Source organism: Enterococcus sp. AN402 (assembly GCF_040719405.1).
Classification (GTDB): Bacteria; Bacillota; Bacilli; order Lactobacillales; family Enterococcaceae; genus Enterococcus; species Enterococcus faecalis.
This window is the reverse complement of the sequence record NZ_JBFDTM010000003.1, coordinates 73,514-91,294: the sequence shown is the minus strand read 5'-3', so window position 1 is coordinate 91,294 and position 17,781 is coordinate 73,514. Positions and strand designations below refer to the sequence as shown.

19 protein-coding genes and 3 pseudogenes are annotated in these 17,781 nt (G+C 32.4%); 17 read left to right on the top strand and 5 right to left on the bottom strand.

Annotated features, from left to right (window positions below; translation table 11 throughout):
* Positions 1-687 precede the first annotated feature (687 nt).
* Positions 688-951: pseudogene (locus tag AB1I62_RS01035) on the bottom strand (IS5/IS1182 family transposase); the annotation flags it as partial.
* Between the two features lie 321 nt (positions 952-1,272).
* Between AB1I62_RS01035 and AB1I62_RS01030 the strand changes: the two are divergent.
* From AB1I62_RS01030 to AB1I62_RS01015, 4 genes are all read left to right on the top strand, one after another.
* Positions 1,273-1,656: a DUF805 domain-containing protein gene (locus AB1I62_RS01030; RefSeq protein ID WP_367018894.1), complete on the top strand. Its 384-nt coding sequence runs from the start codon at positions 1,273-1,275 to the stop codon at positions 1,654-1,656.
* Positions 1,657-1,918: 262 nt separating this feature from the next.
* Positions 1,919-2,053: a hypothetical protein gene (locus AB1I62_RS01025; protein WP_258286212.1), complete on the top strand. Its 135-nt coding sequence runs from the start codon at positions 1,919-1,921 to the stop codon at positions 2,051-2,053.
* 315 nt (positions 2,054-2,368) lie between these two features.
* Positions 2,369-2,569, top strand: coding sequence for a DNA helicase UvrB (locus AB1I62_RS01020; protein WP_367018892.1), 201 nt, complete (start codon positions 2,369-2,371; stop codon positions 2,567-2,569).
* A gap of 67 nt (positions 2,570-2,636) precedes the next feature.
* The gene (locus AB1I62_RS01015) at positions 2,637-2,849 is read left to right on the top strand and encodes a hypothetical protein (RefSeq protein ID WP_367018890.1); all 213 of its coding nucleotides are present in this window, start codon (positions 2,637-2,639) and stop codon (positions 2,847-2,849) included.
* Positions 2,850-3,000: 151 nt separating this feature from the next.
* On the opposite strand, the gene AB1I62_RS01010 is transcribed toward AB1I62_RS01015, so the two are convergent.
* Positions 3,001-3,129 (bottom strand): hypothetical protein, encoded by a 129-nt coding sequence (locus AB1I62_RS01010; RefSeq protein WP_002409262.1) that lies wholly within the window; start codon positions 3,127-3,129, stop codon positions 3,001-3,003.
* Positions 3,130-3,218: 89 nt separating this feature from the next.
* Here AB1I62_RS01010 and AB1I62_RS01005 point away from each other — a divergent pair, with 89 nt between their 5' ends.
* The 6 genes and pseudogenes from AB1I62_RS01005 (at position 3,219) to AB1I62_RS00980 (ending at position 6,298) form a co-directional block, all read left to right on the top strand.
* Positions 3,219-3,470, top strand: coding sequence for a hypothetical protein (locus tag AB1I62_RS01005; protein WP_002358196.1), 252 nt, complete (start codon positions 3,219-3,221; stop codon positions 3,468-3,470).
* A 115-nt stretch (positions 3,471-3,585) separates the two neighbouring features.
* Positions 3,586-4,901: pseudogene (locus AB1I62_RS01000) on the top strand (Y-family DNA polymerase).
* A gap of 3 nt (positions 4,902-4,904) precedes the next feature.
* Positions 4,905-5,411: pseudogene (locus AB1I62_RS00995) on the top strand (hypothetical protein).
* Positions 5,386-5,586, top strand: a complete 201-nt coding sequence (locus AB1I62_RS00990; protein WP_240466857.1) for an excinuclease ABC subunit C — start codon at positions 5,386-5,388, stop codon at positions 5,584-5,586. The pseudogene AB1I62_RS00995 and the gene AB1I62_RS00990 overlap by 26 nt, the downstream one beginning before the upstream one ends.
* A 79-nt stretch (positions 5,587-5,665) precedes the next feature.
* A complete protein-coding gene (locus tag AB1I62_RS00985) occupies positions 5,666-5,749 on the top strand; it encodes a type I toxin-antitoxin system Fst family toxin (protein WP_115256601.1) in 84 nt (27 codons plus the stop codon).
* A gap of 249 nt (positions 5,750-5,998) precedes the next feature.
* A complete protein-coding gene (locus AB1I62_RS00980; protein WP_163402654.1) occupies positions 5,999-6,298 on the top strand; it encodes a type III secretion system protein PrgN in 300 nt (99 codons plus the stop codon).
* Between the two features lie 782 nt (positions 6,299-7,080).
* On the opposite strand, the gene AB1I62_RS00975 is transcribed toward AB1I62_RS00980, so the two are convergent.
* Both AB1I62_RS00975 and AB1I62_RS00970 read right to left on the bottom strand, forming a co-directional pair.
* On the bottom strand, positions 7,081-7,623 hold the full coding sequence (locus AB1I62_RS00975; protein WP_002375363.1) for a hypothetical protein: 543 nt from the start codon (positions 7,621-7,623) through the stop codon (positions 7,081-7,083).
* A gap of 9 nt (positions 7,624-7,632) precedes the next feature.
* The gene (locus AB1I62_RS00970) at positions 7,633-8,484 is read right to left on the bottom strand and encodes a ParA family protein (protein WP_192190570.1); all 852 of its coding nucleotides are present in this window, start codon (positions 8,482-8,484) and stop codon (positions 7,633-7,635) included.
* A 661-nt stretch (positions 8,485-9,145) separates the two neighbouring features.
* On the opposite strand from AB1I62_RS00970, the gene AB1I62_RS00965 reads away from it, so the two are divergent.
* Together AB1I62_RS00965 and AB1I62_RS00960 are read left to right on the top strand one after the other, a co-directional pair.
* Positions 9,146-10,162, top strand: coding sequence for a replication initiator protein A (locus AB1I62_RS00965; RefSeq protein WP_192190569.1), 1,017 nt, complete (start codon positions 9,146-9,148; stop codon positions 10,160-10,162).
* A gap of 145 nt (positions 10,163-10,307) precedes the next feature.
* Entirely contained in the window at positions 10,308-11,468 is a 1,161-nt protein-coding gene (locus AB1I62_RS00960; RefSeq protein WP_367018887.1) for a TraB/GumN family protein, read from the top strand.
* Positions 11,469-11,523: 55 nt separating this feature from the next.
* On the opposite strand, the gene AB1I62_RS00955 is transcribed toward AB1I62_RS00960, so the two are convergent.
* Positions 11,524-12,444, bottom strand: coding sequence for a helix-turn-helix transcriptional regulator (locus tag AB1I62_RS00955; RefSeq protein WP_367018885.1), 921 nt, complete (start codon positions 12,442-12,444; stop codon positions 11,524-11,526).
* A 752-nt stretch (positions 12,445-13,196) separates the two neighbouring features.
* Here AB1I62_RS00955 and AB1I62_RS00950 point away from each other — a divergent pair.
* From AB1I62_RS00950 to AB1I62_RS00930, 5 genes are all read left to right on the top strand, one after another.
* On the top strand, positions 13,197-13,577 hold the full coding sequence (locus AB1I62_RS00950) for a type III secretion system protein PrgR (protein ID WP_104890987.1): 381 nt from the start codon (positions 13,197-13,199) through the stop codon (positions 13,575-13,577).
* 50 nt (positions 13,578-13,627) lie between these two features.
* Positions 13,628-13,849: a hypothetical protein gene (locus AB1I62_RS00945; RefSeq protein ID WP_002385566.1), complete on the top strand. Its 222-nt coding sequence runs from the start codon at positions 13,628-13,630 to the stop codon at positions 13,847-13,849.
* Positions 13,850-14,150: 301 nt separating this feature from the next.
* Positions 14,151-14,456: a hypothetical protein gene (locus tag AB1I62_RS00940; RefSeq protein WP_010715949.1), complete on the top strand. Its 306-nt coding sequence runs from the start codon at positions 14,151-14,153 to the stop codon at positions 14,454-14,456.
* A 10-nt stretch (positions 14,457-14,466) separates the two neighbouring features.
* Positions 14,467-17,142: a surface exclusion protein SEA1/PrgA gene (sea1, locus tag AB1I62_RS00935; RefSeq protein WP_367018883.1), complete on the top strand. Its 2,676-nt coding sequence runs from the start codon at positions 14,467-14,469 to the stop codon at positions 17,140-17,142.
* Positions 17,143-17,161: 19 nt separating this feature from the next.
* Positions 17,162-17,440, top strand: a complete 279-nt coding sequence (locus AB1I62_RS00930; protein ID WP_126263878.1) for a hypothetical protein — start codon at positions 17,162-17,164, stop codon at positions 17,438-17,440.
* The last annotated feature ends 341 nt before the right edge of the window (positions 17,441-17,781 follow it).

Genomic DNA, 17,781 nt, shown 5'->3' with positions numbered 1-17,781 from the left:
AATTTCATTTTCTTGATAAATAATATACTCTTCTAAGTTTATATTGTCTATCCTTATTCATAAATATTATTGTTCTTTTTTATGTGCTATGGTTAATTTTTCTAAAAAAACCTTTAGTCACAGCTAAACCCTATATTGTTTAAAATTTTATAGAATTTTTATGAACTCTATACTATGTACTCTTCTATTATGCGTATTCCTAAAAAATTATTCAATTGTATACAAATCCTGAAGAAAGATAATAATGAAAGTGAGACATAAGTCTTAAAATATTCAGCTGTATAATTTAGACATCGGTAAACAAAGAATGTATTTCTAAGTTACGCGATTACTAACTAATAATCTTACACCTATAAGAATTTATAAACCCTAACCTCGCAATGAAAATATTTACTGACTTGTAATCTCTAGATATTTTCTTAGCACCAACAGTTAATAGGCTTTTCTATAAATATATTCCGCTACTTATTTGATCTTCTTCAGACTTTTAGTTAATTTTATCCAAAGACACGTTTAATTTATCAAACGAAACAACCAAAAAGAAAGTAGTAAATTGATTGTCTAATCATTTAGTCAGCGAAGAGATGGGTGCACACATAACTGGTCAAGCAACAAATACTTTTAAACAAGTAGTAAAACTTGGACATATAATTCCTTTTTACGAAACTGAAGAGAAAAGTCCCACTATTACGAGAAGAACTTGAAGAATACGCTAATAAAAAGAATAAGAGTGGGACAATAGTCCTTTCTCCAAAAGAAACCAAGTCCGATTTTAATGATTACTTTCAAAATCGGACTTGGTTTTTCATTTTTACGTTGCTTTCCTTCCATATATTTCCCTAATTCTCTTAAATTTAATGCCATGAGTGCCAAGCCAATGTCAATCTTGGCTCCTTGCTTCCCTCGTAAGTGGAAACGTTGGAACGCCAAATGAGCCTATAGATGACCAAACGCTAGAAGGTTTGTTGATATTGGATGGTCTAAATATTGCGCATTACTAGGCTTCATTCCACTAATTGGAATTATATCTACTGGAATTTGTCTAATAAAACTATGACAGGTATTTCTTTATCTACTCTCAAACGGATCAAAAAAACAAGCAAAAGAAGAACAGTTAATTGAAGATCTAGCACTGCATAGGCAGATTACAAATTAAGGACGGGAATTATCTTGATAAACATATACTCGAGATTAACTAGACTAAGAGATGATTTTTCAAATAAATTACAGTACACTATAATTATACTAAATAAAAAATTAGGAGGTTAAACTATGGAAAATCTATTAAACTATAAAGCAAAAATGAACAGATTAGATTTTTGGAAAGCAATGATTTGTTTATTTTTTATAGGTTTTGTATTAGAGGGAATGGCTTGTTTAATTTATAATCAGACTCTCTTAGAAAGATTTTATTGGGAATATTTATTTTTGAATTTCGGAGACCCTATTATTTTTAATTTTCTAAAAATACTAATGCTTTTTGTTATTCTGACAAGTTTATATTTTCAAACTAAACGGATTAGGGCTACAGGATTACCTTTATGGATTGTTTTATTAAATTTTATTCCGTTTGTTGAAGTTATTCCAAATTTAATCTGTCTATTTAAAGCCATGACAAGAACCAATATTATACATTGCTTGAATAGCAGCATTTAAAGAAATACCTCTGAATGCAACAGCATTATAAATACTTTTCACTACACAATTTCCCATTTGTCTCTTCATTTGATCAACTTTAGCTTTTTGAGCTTTAGAAACTCTAGAATATACATAATGATCCCAAGGTCCTCCACCATCACTTTGCGCATGAGTACTTAGTAGAGTTGAGCGTGTGGTATATGGTATAATAATTAAGAAGAATCATTTAAATATTACTGCCATCAATAGATTTGTTATGGGTTTATGGGAAGGTGAAAAGATGAAAAAATTTCAAGTAAAAGAATGGTCATGGATAGTAATCGCTTGTTCTTTTTTAGTGTTGGCTTTTACAGAAAAACAAATTATGTTTGGCGTTTTAGGGTTGTCTTTTCTTGCTGTTGCTTTTAATGATTAAAGAAATACTATAATAGCGGGGAGTTTAAATGAAACGAAGGGTATATGATTTTTTTGGTAAAGAAATAAATTTAGAGAAAGAAAAATATTGTCCAGTCTACTATGTACAATGTGATTGTGGCCATTTAGCAATACGTAAAAATAATACGGACAGGCCAATTTTTAGATGTAGTCTTTGTAAAATGGAGTATCGGCAGAGGCAGAAAGCAAGGACAGTAGTGCCTATTTTTAAGGAATTATAATTATCAGAAAATTGAATTTTTGATAGCTGGTTTATGTAAGTCCAAGGGGAATAAAGAGAGGAAAGAGGTGCTTAATGAATTTTGGTTACTTGAATTTTGGAACAAAACACGCTATTTTAGGAATTGCTTTTTTTCTTATCTTAATATTGACAGTATCTTTTCATTGGTCAGCTTTAGAATTTGTTTTATCTTCAGGGGTAGTAGGGATGGCTTTTTTCGCTGGAAATATGAAACAGGATAACAGAATACAAATCAAAAAAAGTAAAAAGAAATAAGTGTAGTGATGCTGCCACAAAGCCTAAAACAACTACTGACTAATAATTAATAATGGGAGGGGATTTCATGAAAAAAATAGTATTTACTTTTTTGTTTCTTGGAATTTTAGTCACAGCAACTATATCTAATTCTACACCGGTAAGTGCTACTTCTTTTGAAGATATAAAAGAAAATGCAGTTACTCTTTCTACACGTCATGGTGAATATAGAGTGAAAACAACTGCTGCCTTGAATTGTCGCTCAAGCATGAGTACTAAATCTAAAGAGGAAAACGTATAACTGGTTACGTTGATAGCCAGTATTTAAAAGGTGCCTGATTAGGGGCTGTAAAAAAGACTGAAAAAGTAATATGTACTTAAAAAAATGAGAAATTATTAGAGAACAAAAAAGACATTCCTTTTAACAGTAATAAAAGGGATGTCTTTTTTGCCTAAATTTTGTGATCAATAAGAGGATGTCCATATCCAGCCTCTTGTTTTACTTCAGTAGTTAAAGCAAAAGATGTCCCGATAACACCTAGAGCAACTAAAAGCAATGAACCTAGTGCTAATTTTTTCATAAGAAAACTACCTCCTTTTTTTCATTATATTTATATTAACGTTTAATTATATATATGTTAATATAAGATGAGAAAAAGGAGGTTTAAACATGAAAAAAAATATTCTAGAAGAATATAGAGCTACTAAAAACAAAGGAGAAGATTTTTTACATTGGTTATTGGTTAGGAAATTGAATACCTTTGGAAAAGTAGTTATCGCGATTATATTATGGCTGTTGTGGTTAAAATACGCATTCAATCTAGTATTCATGGTGAACTTTCTAAAAGTAATAGTATTAATTACAATTATTTACTGGCTGGTTGATATCTACTTGCGCGTTAAAAACAAACTAAAAAAATAATGACTGTAGATTTCTAAGCTACTTTAAATTCAAGAAAATTCGGAAAACTGAAATTTTATTGTTGTAAAACAGAACGTTAGTTCGTATAATGTAACTCGAAAGGACGGTTTTTTGCATGAAATTTGATTATTCAAAGAACCCCGGAGAGATGTTTTATGTATCGATGTAAAATCCTTTTACGCGAGCGTAGAATGTGTAGAACGTGGCTTAGATCCCCTCAAAACAATGCTTATAGTAATGAGTGGTGCGGATAATACAGGCGGATTAGTGCTTGCTGCTTCGCCAATGGCAAAAAAAGTCCTGGGAATTTCTAATGTGACTCGTAAAGATGAAGTGCCTGATCACCCAGATTTGATTATTGTTCCACCAAGAATGAATTTATACATGAAAAGAAATAGTGAAATTAATAATCTGCTCAAACGTTTTGTGGCAGATGAAGACCATTCTGTTTTTAGTGTGGATGAAAGCTTCATTGATATAACTGCTTCGTTGAGATATTTTAATTGTGATACGGCCTATCGATTGGCCAGAATTATTCAGCGTGTCATTTATAATCATATGGGATTATACGTTACAATTGGCATTGGTGATAATCCATTATTGGCCAAACTAGCTTTAGATAATGAAGCAAAAAATACACCAGGTTTTGTTGCAGAATGGAGATATGAAGATGTACAAGAAAAAGTTTGGGCTATCTCCCCTATCACTGAATTTTGCGGGATTGGCAAGCGTATGGCAGCTCGTTTAAAGATGTCAGGAATTGAGTCGATTTATGATTTAGCACATGCAGATCCCTATCTATTAAAACACCGCTTTGGTGTCATGGGATTACAACTGTTCGCACATGCTTGGGGCATTGATCGTAGTTTTTTAGGAGAAAAAAGGCAGGTGGCCAAAGAAAAATCATTCGGTAATAGTCAAGTATTACCTAGAGACTATGCTCGAAAGGATCAAATTGAATTAGTGCTGAAGGAACTTTCAGACCAGGTAGCAACCAGGTTAAGAAATTCAAACTGTCAAACTGAATGTGTTTCAATTTTTGTTGGTTATTCTAAAGGACAAGTTGATGGACTGGGCAGGTCTGGTTGGCGAAAACAGCTTAAAATCGCTCGTAGCAACAACACAAAAGTGTTAACCGAGCATGTTTTGAAACTTTTTCGAGAAAACTATGTTCCTGGTATGGATATTCGAAATTTAGGAGTCTCCTTTGGAAAGCTGGTTTGGGATACTACACTTCAAATAGATCTCTTCTCCCCTCCTGAAGAACAAATAGTAAACAATCAGTTAGACTTTCTAATTGATAAAATCCGTCAGAAATTTAGTTTTAAAGCATTGATTCATGCGTCCTCACTTCTTGAAGGGGCGACAGCTGTGAATCGTTCAGGCTTAGTTGGTGGTCATGCAGGTGGCAACGTCGGTCTTGGAGGTTAACAAATGAAGAAAACTAAAAAGGAATTTACACCTTATAACGATTATGTAGACCGCCCTTTTGATTTGAAGTGGCCAACTGCTTTCCCTTTAGGAGAGTTGCAAGCAGCAATCAAAGAAACTAATGAATTCAATGCACGAGAGATTGAAAGGCTTCCACAACAATCTCAAGTTAAAATAGAATACTTATTAGAACGCTCAATTAAACAAAATAAAGTGCTTGAAATCCAGTTGAACTCATTGGATGAATATGATCGTGTAAAACCGCATGTGTTTGGTGTTTTCCGGGGAATGGCTGAGTTTGATGTTGTTTTAATTAGTGATTTTCAAATCGATTTCTACGACATAAGGCACATTAAAATTCATAACTTTTTGAAATGGTCTGCAGTAGATACATTGGAAAATCCTTTTGCGGACGTCGTACTTCCAGAATTATCAGATGAAGAATAAGAATCAATCGATGCTTTTATGAAAGATTATTACGATGATGGAGAATTTTATGAAGAAATTTAACTACCAGGGTGCAGTGATTAAAGACAACAATAAAATAAGTAGCGTTGCATACGTACAGTGTGCGTGTGGGTGTCTTGCGAGCAGAGTGTCAAGTGATTCAGTTAAGTACAAATGCTCGTTATGTAAACGAGTATACGTACTAAAAAGAGAGCTAAAAGTTGAAGTAAAACACTGAAGGTTTACTACTGTATAGGTATATTCGAATTTATGTTATAATTATTTCGGCAACTTGCCTCCGATTGGGGGTGCTGTTTATGTACGAACTTATGTCTTTGGTTATCGCCCCACTTTTTGTGGGTCTAGTAATCTTACTAGTTGACCATTGGTTAGATGATTAGCAGATAACCATGCAAGTTGTCCTAGCCCACACGTCTATCCGCAAGACGAAAAAAATAGCCCAAACCTGTGACGAGGTTTGGGCTATTGTGCTGTTCATATCGAACTTATGTCTTCCGCATTATTAGTATAACACATTATTAAAGAAGGTCAACAAAAAAGAAGCAGGAACGCCCTTCCCTTATTGCATGTTTTTTAGTACAATATTACTGCAAACGCATTAATAACCTAAGAAAGGAAGCTTACCCACCATGCCTAGAAAAACCTTTGTATATCCACACCCTATCAACGCATACGTTATCAAGCAACTAGGGATTACTGTAGAAGAATTTTGTGAATTACATGCTTTCTCTCAAGGAACTGTCTCTTCTTGGATTACTCGCAACAAAAAAATTGAAACACTTCCTATTTCATTTATTTATTCTCTTTCTTTGTCGGCCAGCAAGACTATGGATCAGGTATATTCAGACCTTCTAAAACTGCAAGACGATTATTTGCTGCACCTGGAACGTTACAGACGTACTAAAAAAATTATTGATAAAGAAGTTTAGTGTAACATGGATTAACAATATTTCTATTTTTTTGTTCAATCAAAACCAAGCAACAGCAATCCTTATTTTTAGATTATTATACCTTAGGATTATCTGTATAAACCTATCTATAAATAACAAATCGGCGAAAAATGTCTGGCTGTTTATCCATTTCAACTTCTACATTTTGTTTCTTTCTATTACTTATATATCAATATTTATTATGTATTACTTACCACTTTTAATACATTTAGTTACTACCTTAAATTGTTTTATCTAGTACTTTTCCCCTATACTTATAACGTAAATACCGGTTTTATTCTATTTAATTACTACCTTATCAATATTTATTTACTACTTTAATTGCATTTATCTACTACCTTTTATTAAAATTCATTACTTATACATCAACATTTAATATATATTACTTCTTATTTATCTACCACTTTTATTGCATTTAGTTACCACCTTAAAACGTTTTATCTAGTGTTTTCCATTTATCTTTATAACTTAAAAAATATTTATTTTATTTAATTACTACCTTATTGATATTTATTTACTACTTTAATAGCATTTATCTACTACCTTTTATTAAAATTCATTACTTATACATCAGTATTTAATATATATTACTTCTTATTTATCTACCACTTTTATTACATTTAGTTACCACCTTAAATATATTTAAACATACGTAAGGAAAGTGTAAAATTCAAAACTTATACTTCTCCTTATAGACTTCAAAAAATCAATAAGTAATAAAAAAATACCTACCACTTTAAATAAATATGGTAGGTATTTTTTTATTTTCTTATTTTATCGTTGATTCCCCATTGTTTCTTTATATCAGTAAACGTTTCTTGCTTTATTTCTTCAGACGAACGTATCACATTATTGTCTATATCTACATCAGGAATAATAGGATGGGCTTCTCTAAACAAATCTAATTCAAGGGCAACAGAATTAAGTAAATCATTTTTATCTTCTTGAGAAAGATTTAATCGAATATATTCATTTAAAGCTTTCCGTAATAATTCGTCTTTTTTCATATTTGTTTCATACTTTTCAACCATGATGCTTGCTGTAGCATTAGTAAGGGCAGATAATTTAACAGATTGCATTGCAGCGTAAACTTTATCAAATTTTGTTATTGGGGCACCTTTTCTTTTCTTTCGAATAGGTACTTCATGAGTTACAGAGCTTGTTTTCTGGCTTCTGGAGGTACTATTAGTCTTAGGAATATTACTTATAGTTGTTTCTCTTGCCCTCTCCTTTGATCGCTGCTTTATTTTATCTAGTCCTTTATTACTACTACCAAAGATACCTAAGTTTTTAATCTCAGCCATTCTTTACACCTACCCTTCATACCAATGTTCATGTTCTTCTAATTCGTCCAAAATGTTAATAAATAATTCATGGCATCTTTTATCCCATTGCTTTAATTTTCCTTTTTTAGTTACTTCAGTAGTGATACCTGATCCATCATATCTTTTAAGTCGTGCATTTTTTAGCACAACATTTTTAATTAAATGCTCTCCATAGATTTCCTGTGCTTGTTGATACATTTCTTTATCTACAGAATCACCGCTTTCTAACATAAATGGAACAACACCAGCAACTTTTAAATTTGTATCAAATTCATTAGTAAAGAAGTCCATATATTCCAAATACTGCATAGCATTACGCATAGATTTAACTTGGGTTTGTAGCACGACAATAGCCCAATCAGCTATATACATAGCTGATTTACTATAAATAGAAATTGATGGAGGTACATCCAAATAAATGACATCAAAATCATTAAATAGAGGGGATAGTTTTTCTTCCATGTATTTGAACTTATCAATTGAATTAGGAAATCTATCTTTAATCCAATCATCGTATAATTCAAATGACATATCCGCAGGTAATATATATAGATTGTCAATAATCTTATAAATAGCATCATGTGGATCAATGTTAGAGATAAGTACATCAGTAATTGTATTGGTATATTCGATTAACTCACCTTCACCGCCACCTTCTTCTTTAGAAAAATTCATATGCGTTAAGTTCATAACATCAGAAGTATTTCCTTGCATATCTAAATCAATGATTAATGTTTTTAATTCTTTAAATTTTGCTGACTCAAATCCAAACATTTGAGCACAAGTACTTTTACCGACGCCACCTTTAAAGTTACCTATTACATATTTTTTTGCTGCCATACATGCAACTTCCTCTCTAAGTACAATTTTACAAATATTATAACATACCACCAAAAATATAACTAGTTTAAATACCACCATAAATACTTAAGGTAGTAATTAATTTCAATCCAACAATAATTACTGTGGTATTCAATTTATTTAAAGGTGGTAAGCAAATAATTTATTTATGTATTTACAGTGGTAGATAATTAATTATATTGTTGAAAAAGGTAGTAACTAATTATATTTTAGGTGGTAATTAATTCATAGTGTTTTAACATTTAAAGTGGTAGGTAATTAAATTAAAAGTGGTAACTAATTGATTAGATAACTATTATTATTACTACTATTTATACATTTTCATACAAAAAATAAGTGGTAGATAAATAAATTAAAAGTGGTAACTAATTGATTATTAAAAGTGGTAGATAATTTATTTTATAGTAGAAGTGAATTATATATTCAGGTAGTAACTAAATAAATTTTTTTGACATTAATGGTGGTGGTTAAATACTTATTTTTCAAGATTGAGTGGTAGCTAAATATTTTTTCTTTGAATTTAATGTGGTAACTAATTGAATTAGCTATTATTATTGCTTGCCAACCTCTTTTGTCTTTGATATTTTTAAATTACTTACTATGCGAATAAAGGATATTTACTAAAGGAGTATGTAAAATAATGACGAATATTAAAGAACGGGGGTATAGTTATCAAAACAGCTACTCAGAGCTATTTTGGAAATTCCCACAGTTTCTGTTGAAAAATAAAAAATACAAATCCATGAAAGATAGTTCTAAAATTGCTTATATGCTTTTTAAAGACAAAATTTCTCTTGCTCTCACAAATAACTGGATTGACGAAGACGGAATGATCTATTTGATTTTTCAACAAAAGGATCTCATGGAGATGTTAAATTGCTATCAAGGAAAAGTTAAATCTACCCTAGACGAATTAGAAAAGTATGGCTTATTGGAAGTCCTCAGAGGGGGATTCGATGCGAAAGCTGGAAAAAACATAGCAAACAAATATTATCTCTTACAGCCAGAGTTAGAAAAAAAAGATTTATACTTATCAACAAATACAACTGATGAAACCTTTGATAAAACTGGATATGCTGAAATCGCACACCGTGAAACAAACGCTGAAACTCTTGATAATAGCGGATATGCTGAAATCGCACGTCGTAAAAAAATGTCTGAAACCCTTGATAAAACTGGATATGCTGAAATCGCACAAGTAAAAGATAATATCTATATAAATAATTCTTTAGATACATTAGACACAAAAGATACGAATAACGAGCAGATGCGACAACGTACTTTATTAGATCAGTTTCATGAAGTTCAAGAACAAACATTTTTAAACAAATCCAGCTTAAAATATATAGCGCTTTTTTCAAATACAATTCAAGAAGCTCATGAAAAAGTTGGAACAATTATTCGAGCTAAAAATAAAGCAGAGAAAGAGTATAATACGGTATTGTTAGGTGAAGATTATCAAGAAGAAATAGAAAAATGTTTGCGTCGTGTTCAACATAAGATTACTACAGATTCTACAATTAAAAGTCCCCAAGGTCTGTTTTACAAGTCTTTTTACAATTTATTTGTTGAATGTGTATTAGAAAAAGAAAATATAAAAAATAGGAATATTTCTAAAAATTCTGAAATTACTTTGCATAATTGGATTGAAAACTAAGTAAATTGATTTATTTGTTTTAATAGATCTTATACTTTATTTTGCATCCTACTTAAAGTTTATTTGATAAAAATAAACTTTAAAATGTTTTCATCCATTCGGCTAGAGCAAAGTATTAACATAAAAAATGAAAATTCAATAGAGAATGGAGCTTGCTATGGATGGAGTAGAAAAATTAGTTATACAAGATAAAACATATTATCTTGTAGGGACAAATCATATTTCAAAAGAAAGTGCGGAACTTGTAAAAAACGTTATTAATGAAGTTAGGCCAGCTTGTGTTTGTGTCGAGTTAGATCAAAAGAGATACCAAAAATATACTAGTCCTGAAGAATGGGCCAAAACAGACATTATTAAGATAATCAAACAAAATAAATTAGTAATGTTGTTCTCTAATATTGTTTACGGGGTATTACAAAGAAAATTAGCTAAGGAAAAAGGTACTATACAGGCAGGAGAACTAATTCAAGCCTTGGAGAGTGCTGAAAACGTAGGGGCTGATATTCAATTAATAGATAGGGACATACAAGTGACTTTCAAAAGAATGTGGAGGCATCTAAGTTTTACACAGAAGCCCAAATTAATAATGACTTTTTTTTCAGAATTTGAAGATGTTGAGACTGAAAGATTGGAAGATTTCTTAGAGTCAGATAGCTTTGATAATGTGTTTATCCAACTTTCAAAGAAATTTCCAACTATATACGACGACATGATAACGGAAAGAGATAAAGTCATGGTAACTAATTTACAAAAATCCAAATATGATGTGAATGTTGTTGTTGTCGGTAAGGCGCACATAAACGGCATTAAAGAAAAATTAAAAGAAGAAAAAAATTATGATATTTCAGAATTAACAAGTATTCCTTCTAGAAAGTTGAGTAGTAAATTAATTGAGTTTATATTTCCGTTAACGATAATTTTACTACTCGCCGTATCTTTCTTTTCGGGTGTTCAAGTTGGGTTTCATCAGCTTTTAAAATGGTGGGTCTGGAATGGTGGTTTAGCAGCGATATTTACTTGCTTTGCATTGCCTAGTCCTTTAACTATTCTGACGTCTCTAATAATGGCTCCCGTAGGTGCGTTGTCTCCGGTTTTGTCAGTAGGTGTTTTTTCAGCTTTAGTAGAAGCTACTGTTAAAAAACCTACTGTTAGAGATTTTTTAACAGTTCAAGATGATTTTTTATCAATTAAGACTATTTACAGTAATAGACTTATAAAGATAGGGCTTGTTTTTCTTTTATCAAATTTAGGAGGAGCTATAGGTAATATTATTGGGGGAATAGGTATTTTAAACAGTTTATTTTAAAAAAATCATAAGGACTACAGTCTCATCCAAAGCGTAGTCCTTATGATTTTTTAGTTTATAGATCGTTAGAATAAGGCTGTGTAGCAAAAACATTTTTATCTGGATAAACAAAGTTTTCTCTTTGAGAAATAGATCTTAGTTCATTATCAAGATTTTCATAAGTGGAAATATAGCCTAGTTTTTTAAACATTTTTGCAGTTTGGACAGCTTCTAAAAAGATAGTAATATCTCTCGTTTGAAGAAAACTGGTTAGTTGTTCTAAGTAAACAATTTCTAAGTTTATAGACAGACCAATATGAAACCTAGGTATTTTCCTTAGTGATTTGAAAGTAGTTATATAGTCTAGAGCAAGAGAATACTCTTCTTGATGTAGGCACTTAGAAATTATATTACTAAGGCACTGTTGTACACAAAAATCAAAAGTAACTCCGTGTGATTCAGTAACAGGAAATAATTTATCTATTAAAAACGATATATCTTGTATATTTACGAAAAAAACCATATTACTAACCATTTCGTAATCAAAAGAATAAAAGATTTTACGTTTTTTGTACTTGTTTTTAAGCTGTCGTAAGTCTTTTTTTGAAAAATAATCTTTATCGAGATAGTTCTCCTGAATACCTAATGAAATCATGGTAATATACAAACAATAATGACCAAAACTTTTATCTTTGTCGTTTTCAATTTCCGTGAACTTCTCCAAAAAGTCTTCAGATGAGGATAAATAATTGGGAATATTTAGTTTTTGTTTCCAGAAAGGCAATGAATCTAATTGAGTTACGTCGGACCAATATAAAATTTCTTCAGGTCGCATTGCAATTTTATCACAAATTTTTTGTAGTTGTTGTAGTGATAATTCTTTCTCGTTTTTTTCAAATCTTTGATAGCTAGCTTTTGACATTATGTTTTCATAAAAATCTGTTTGGGAATAACCAAGCTCTTCTCTAATTTCTTTGATTTTTTTTGGATTAAACAATCTCTAAAACCCCCTATAAATAGCATAATTTAGAACCCAGTTAAATATGTTTTGTTATCAAAAACAAGAAAAGTGGCTAAAAATAGCATAAAAAAGATGGATAAAATTGATTTAAAAAGCACCTTATATTTATAAAATTTAGAATTTATTATAAAAATCGTTGATAAAGAATCAAGTTTATGCTATTATATATGTGGGGAGGGAATATCTTTATGAAAAACAAAAAAATATTATCTATCCTTAGTATAATTAGTGTATTAACAGTTACATTAATATCGTAAACGTCTCAAAAATTTTAGAGTTAACAAAATAAGAACCGACTACCATAGGACTGGTAATCCTAGAGGGTAGTTAAACAATTCATGGTACAACATGAACTGTAATCGGCTCGCTCGCTGTAATTATGTTACAACAATCTATAGTATAACAATTTTTATGAATAATTTCCATATATTTCAGGATTTTTAGTTTTTTCATAAAGATTTATTCCTATTAATTATTGATTGTAGAACAAGACAGCATGCGGAGAATGTATACAGTGAATGTATGTATTCTCCGCTTTTTTGTTGTCTATTAATTTATTGAAAAAATAAAAAACCAAGTAGCAAGTATTCTCATTTTGTAAAAATGACCCGCTTGTGGAATAATTCAATGCTTTCACGCATTGTTTGTACTGGAACTACTCGTAAGAGCCGTGCAAACAACGTGTTGCATGGCTCTTTTTCTACTTGGTTTAGAAAGTAGGTGAATCAATGATTGAACTGAAAGCAACAGACTTGCACCGTATTACGTGTCAACTGACCTTGTTTAATCGACAAAGATTTAAATTGTACAACGGCACAACAGAACGCATTGTATATGATTTTTCAGGAAGAAATCTGTTGATCAATCCTGTGAGTTTTGAAACGGAGCAAGACATGGAACGTTTCTTTCGACAAGTAAAACTGATTTATTTTGATGGAAAAGTAGTCGGTTATCGTGGTTGCTCGGAACTTCCGTTAAAACTTGAATGTAGAGCGTTCCAAAAAATGGTTAAACGACAAAAGATGTTACTCAATGCACCGTTCAACTATAAGGTTTTTGAAGAAAATGAATTTAGGGAATGGTGCAATAAAATGAGAAGCTATAAGTAGTGAATTTGGGTTTTTATACTTGGTCTTTTTGTTTGTTAGTTTTAACTAACATGCGCAATTTACCAATAGCTAGGTTAGCTATCGAAAAAGGATGCAGAAAAGCACACGGACACGAAGGTGCAAACTGGCTACACGTCAACTTTTTTGCAAAATTTGGGAGATCCTTAAAAAATGAATACTACAGGACTTATCTAGTCAATCAGCGTGTCTTTAAAGGGCTAGGTAAGGATAAACTACCTAAAGAGTACGGTCAGAATAAAGGCGGTACGTGATTATGGGTGTGACACAGTAACTAAAAAGATTTCGTGCGATGATCTTTTGTTTTAAAGGGAGCCAGATACTTTTTTAGAGTTTGGGGTTGCTAACGCTATAAACCCTGCGATCAGTAAAATCTGTAGAAAAATTGCTAAAAAGCTAGCAAACAAAAGGATCAAGTAAGACGAGGATATTTACCATAAAACCAATAGGAGGAAAGTGAACATGAAGACATAGGAGTGTTTTTCTAAGGGGTCCAAGGGTAATATTTTTTTAATAATGAAGGCTTTGTTACTATTAATTTGAGGTGAGAGGGGTATGACAAAAAAAGAGCAAAGTATCTGGCGTAAAGAGATGTTGGCATTGATGAATGAAGACGCAGACTGGTATAGGAATGAAGATACCGAGCGTTTTAAACGAATACAAGAACTTGCAAAAAAGATAGAAACAGCAAGCACCAGGCAATTTTCTTCTCATATTAGCAAGGAAAGATTTGAAGCCTATCAAAGAATGGGTTTACAGTTTAAAGAAATAGCAGAAGAATTCCATATAACAACTACAGCGTTACAACAATGGCGTAAAGACAATGGGTATCCCATTTACAATAAAAATAATAAGAAATGAGGAAAGCAAAATGAAAAAGTTCGCAAGTGCAGGGTTAAGTATTTTAGTCGCAACAGGGGTTGCAGGTATTGGGGGAAATGAAGTACAGGCAGCAGAACAAGCGCAACCAAAAACACCTGAAAACAGTTCTACAGAACAACCAACAGTGAAAGCTACAGAAACAACGGAGCAAGCCATTACTGAAAAACAGCAACAAGTAACAGAGAAACAAGCAATTGTCGATCAAAAACAACAAGTTGCTGACACTGCGAAAAAAGAAAAAGACGCCATTGATCAATCTGTTAAAGACCAACAAGCAGTGGTCGATCAAAACAAAGACGCATTGGATCAAAGTCAACAAGCAGTGACTGACCAACAAGCAGTTGTAGACGAAGCTAAAAAAGTCGTGGATGAAGCAACACCTTCAGCCATTGAAAAAGCTAAAGAGCAAGTGGCTACGGATACACAGGCTGTTGATGAACAACAAAAAGTAGTGGATCAAGCTCAAACAGACGTTAACCAACAACAAGCTGTTGTCGATGAAAAAGCAAAAGAAACGGCTGCTGCTAAAGTGCAAAATGAAAAAGATCAACAAGCAGTAACAGCTGCAAAACAAGAACAAGCCAAGCTTGAAGAATTAGCGAAAAATGCGGAAGCGGAAAAAGCAAAGGCTGAAAAAGAACAAGCAGCAAAAGAAGCAGAATTGGCTAACAAACAGAAAGAAGAAGCCAAAGCTAAAGATCAAAAAACGAAGGACGATCAAGCAGTCGCAGACCAACAAACTGTTGTGACAATTAGTCAAGAGAAAGTAGCAGACGCAAAAGCAGATACAGCTGCAAAACAGGCAGACTTAACTGCGAAAGAAAATGTTTTGAAAGACAAGCAAGCAGCAACAAAGCAAGCGCAGAATACTTTAGATAGCTCAAAAGAAGAGTTAAAAGGACATAAAGGAATTAACTTGCCTGCCAATTTCACACCTGATTATTACAAAAAATTATCTGAACAAGAAAAACAAGCAATGGAAAAAGAAGCATTAGCATTAAATAAAGTTTTTCCTGAAAATCAAGCAGATGCGGCAAAAGCAACGGAAATGATTGATATCAAAAATCCTACAGAAAAACAAAAGAAACAAATGAGTGATTATTTTGTTGGTTTATTAAATGACGTTCGCGAAAAACTTGGCTTGCAAAAATTAAAAGTATCCAGTCAAAATATAAAATTTGCTTGGGATAATGCGAAGTATACTAATCCTAATGAAATTGGGCATGATGAAAATGCAATTAATAAAGCAGCAAAAGAGAATGGTTTTAAAGAGTATCCAGGGCAAAACTTTTATGAAAATTTAAGTGGCGGATACTTTCAACCAAAAGACGGGAAAATATCAGTACTAGATTTTGAGCGAGCAGCAAGGGAAGTTTTAGTCGATATGCTGTTTAATGATGGAAGAATGGGTTATGGACATACTGAATCATTATTACAAGCAGATAAAACAAATACTGCAATTGCTCTTTCAGAAGAAAATCACGGTTTTTCTTCCGGTAAAATTCATATTATTGGGTACAATCAATCAAGATTGGTAGATCAAAATACTTATGAAGAAGGAAGTGTACCAGTCTTTAAGAGTAAAGAAACCCTTCAAAAAGAAGTAGCAACCAATCAAGAAAAATTAGCTACCGCACAACAAGCAGAATCAGACGCTCAACAAGCAAGAAGTGCAAGTCAGCAAGCTTTAAATGCAGCCAAAACAACACAAGCAACAGCAGAAAAAGAACTATCTGTTCATAAAGCGACATTGGCAAATCTTCAAGCGGTTGCGACTAAGAGTACGACAAACTATGAAGAAAAAGTACGACAAACTGCGGAGGCAGAAAAAAGCCTTCAACAAACAAAAGATCAATTGGTAACAATCAATGAGTTAATTCAAAATCGAGCTGCTGTTTTAGAAAAAGCGAAAACAAAAGTTGCAGACGCACAAGCGATAGAACAAACGTCTGCTAAAGTGCTGAAAGAAAAACAAGAAGCCCAAAAAGCAGAAGAAAATACATTGGATAGCTTGAAAGAAGTATTGGATTTAGCAAAAGAAAACTTAAATCAAAAACAAGTTGCGCTTAAAACAAGTACACGTTCATTGTCTCGTTTAGAAAATGCTCAACCAACATACGAAAAAGCATTAAACGAGTTAAACAAAGCAGAAGCAGCAGTGGTCCAAGCACAAGAAGCCTATGAAAATTCTCTGAAATCATTGGAGGAACTTAAAGAACAACAAGCCGTCGCTACACTTGCTTATGCACAAGCACAAGAAGACCTTTCTAATGCGAAGTTAGAGCTACAGCAGTACCAGGGCGTATTAAGAGACTTAGAAGCACAACAAGCCGAACAGCGCCGACAAGAAGCGTTGCAAGAGCAAGTAGCAAAAGAGCAACAACGCCTTGAACGAGAAGCAAAACAAAACCAAACGTTAGTAGCAAGTGCTACTTCAGCAGACAAAACACCTGGTCTCCAACAGTTATCTTTTTCTAAACAAAAAGAACAGCCAAAAGCACAAGCATTAACACATTTAGAACCTCATAAGACGAAACAAGTAGCAAAAGCTCAAGAATCCTTACCACAAACGGGAGAACAACGAAGTATTTGGTTGACTATAATTGGCTTATTTATGGCAGCAGGTGCGATCAGTTTCAAGAACAAAAGACGGAAAAATAATTAAAAATAGGGAGGATAAATAAATGAACTTTTATGAAATTAAAGATCCTTATTTAGCATTGATTGCTGCTGAAGATGAAAAACAATGTTTAAAACTTTATAAGGATATTGTTTGCGGCGTAGAGAATGAAAAAGAGTTCTTCGAGGAAATGAAAATAATTGATAAATACGAAGCGTTGAAAATGGTTGCTGACAGCAGAGTGGGAGAGCAGGAAATAACAGGAATTGAAAGAGCTTTTGAAGATTTAGAGGATCTTGAAGAAGACGGCGAAGTATTGTTAATTGATGGCAATTTGTTATAGGAATGAAAAATTAAGAAGTAGTAACAAAGATATTATACAAGGAGAATCGAAGATACTTTCGGTTCTCTTTTTTTAATAGAAAACGAAGTTGCTGTGGCGGAATAGAAGTCGCTTAAAATAAAGCAATACAAGCCCTTTATTGTTTTATTTGATTATGCAAGGTGCGAATCCTTGCCAGCAAGTAGGGTTTACGGTAAACGATCCCGGCTGCCGGTTAGCAAAAACCGTACAGAGGTTGAGCGGTAGCGTGGCAAACAACAGCTCTTATACCATTCATAAGCCTACCGCAAAAAGAATGGCAATCTCAAAAAAACAGGAAACTGAAAGGTCGCTCCTTTTAG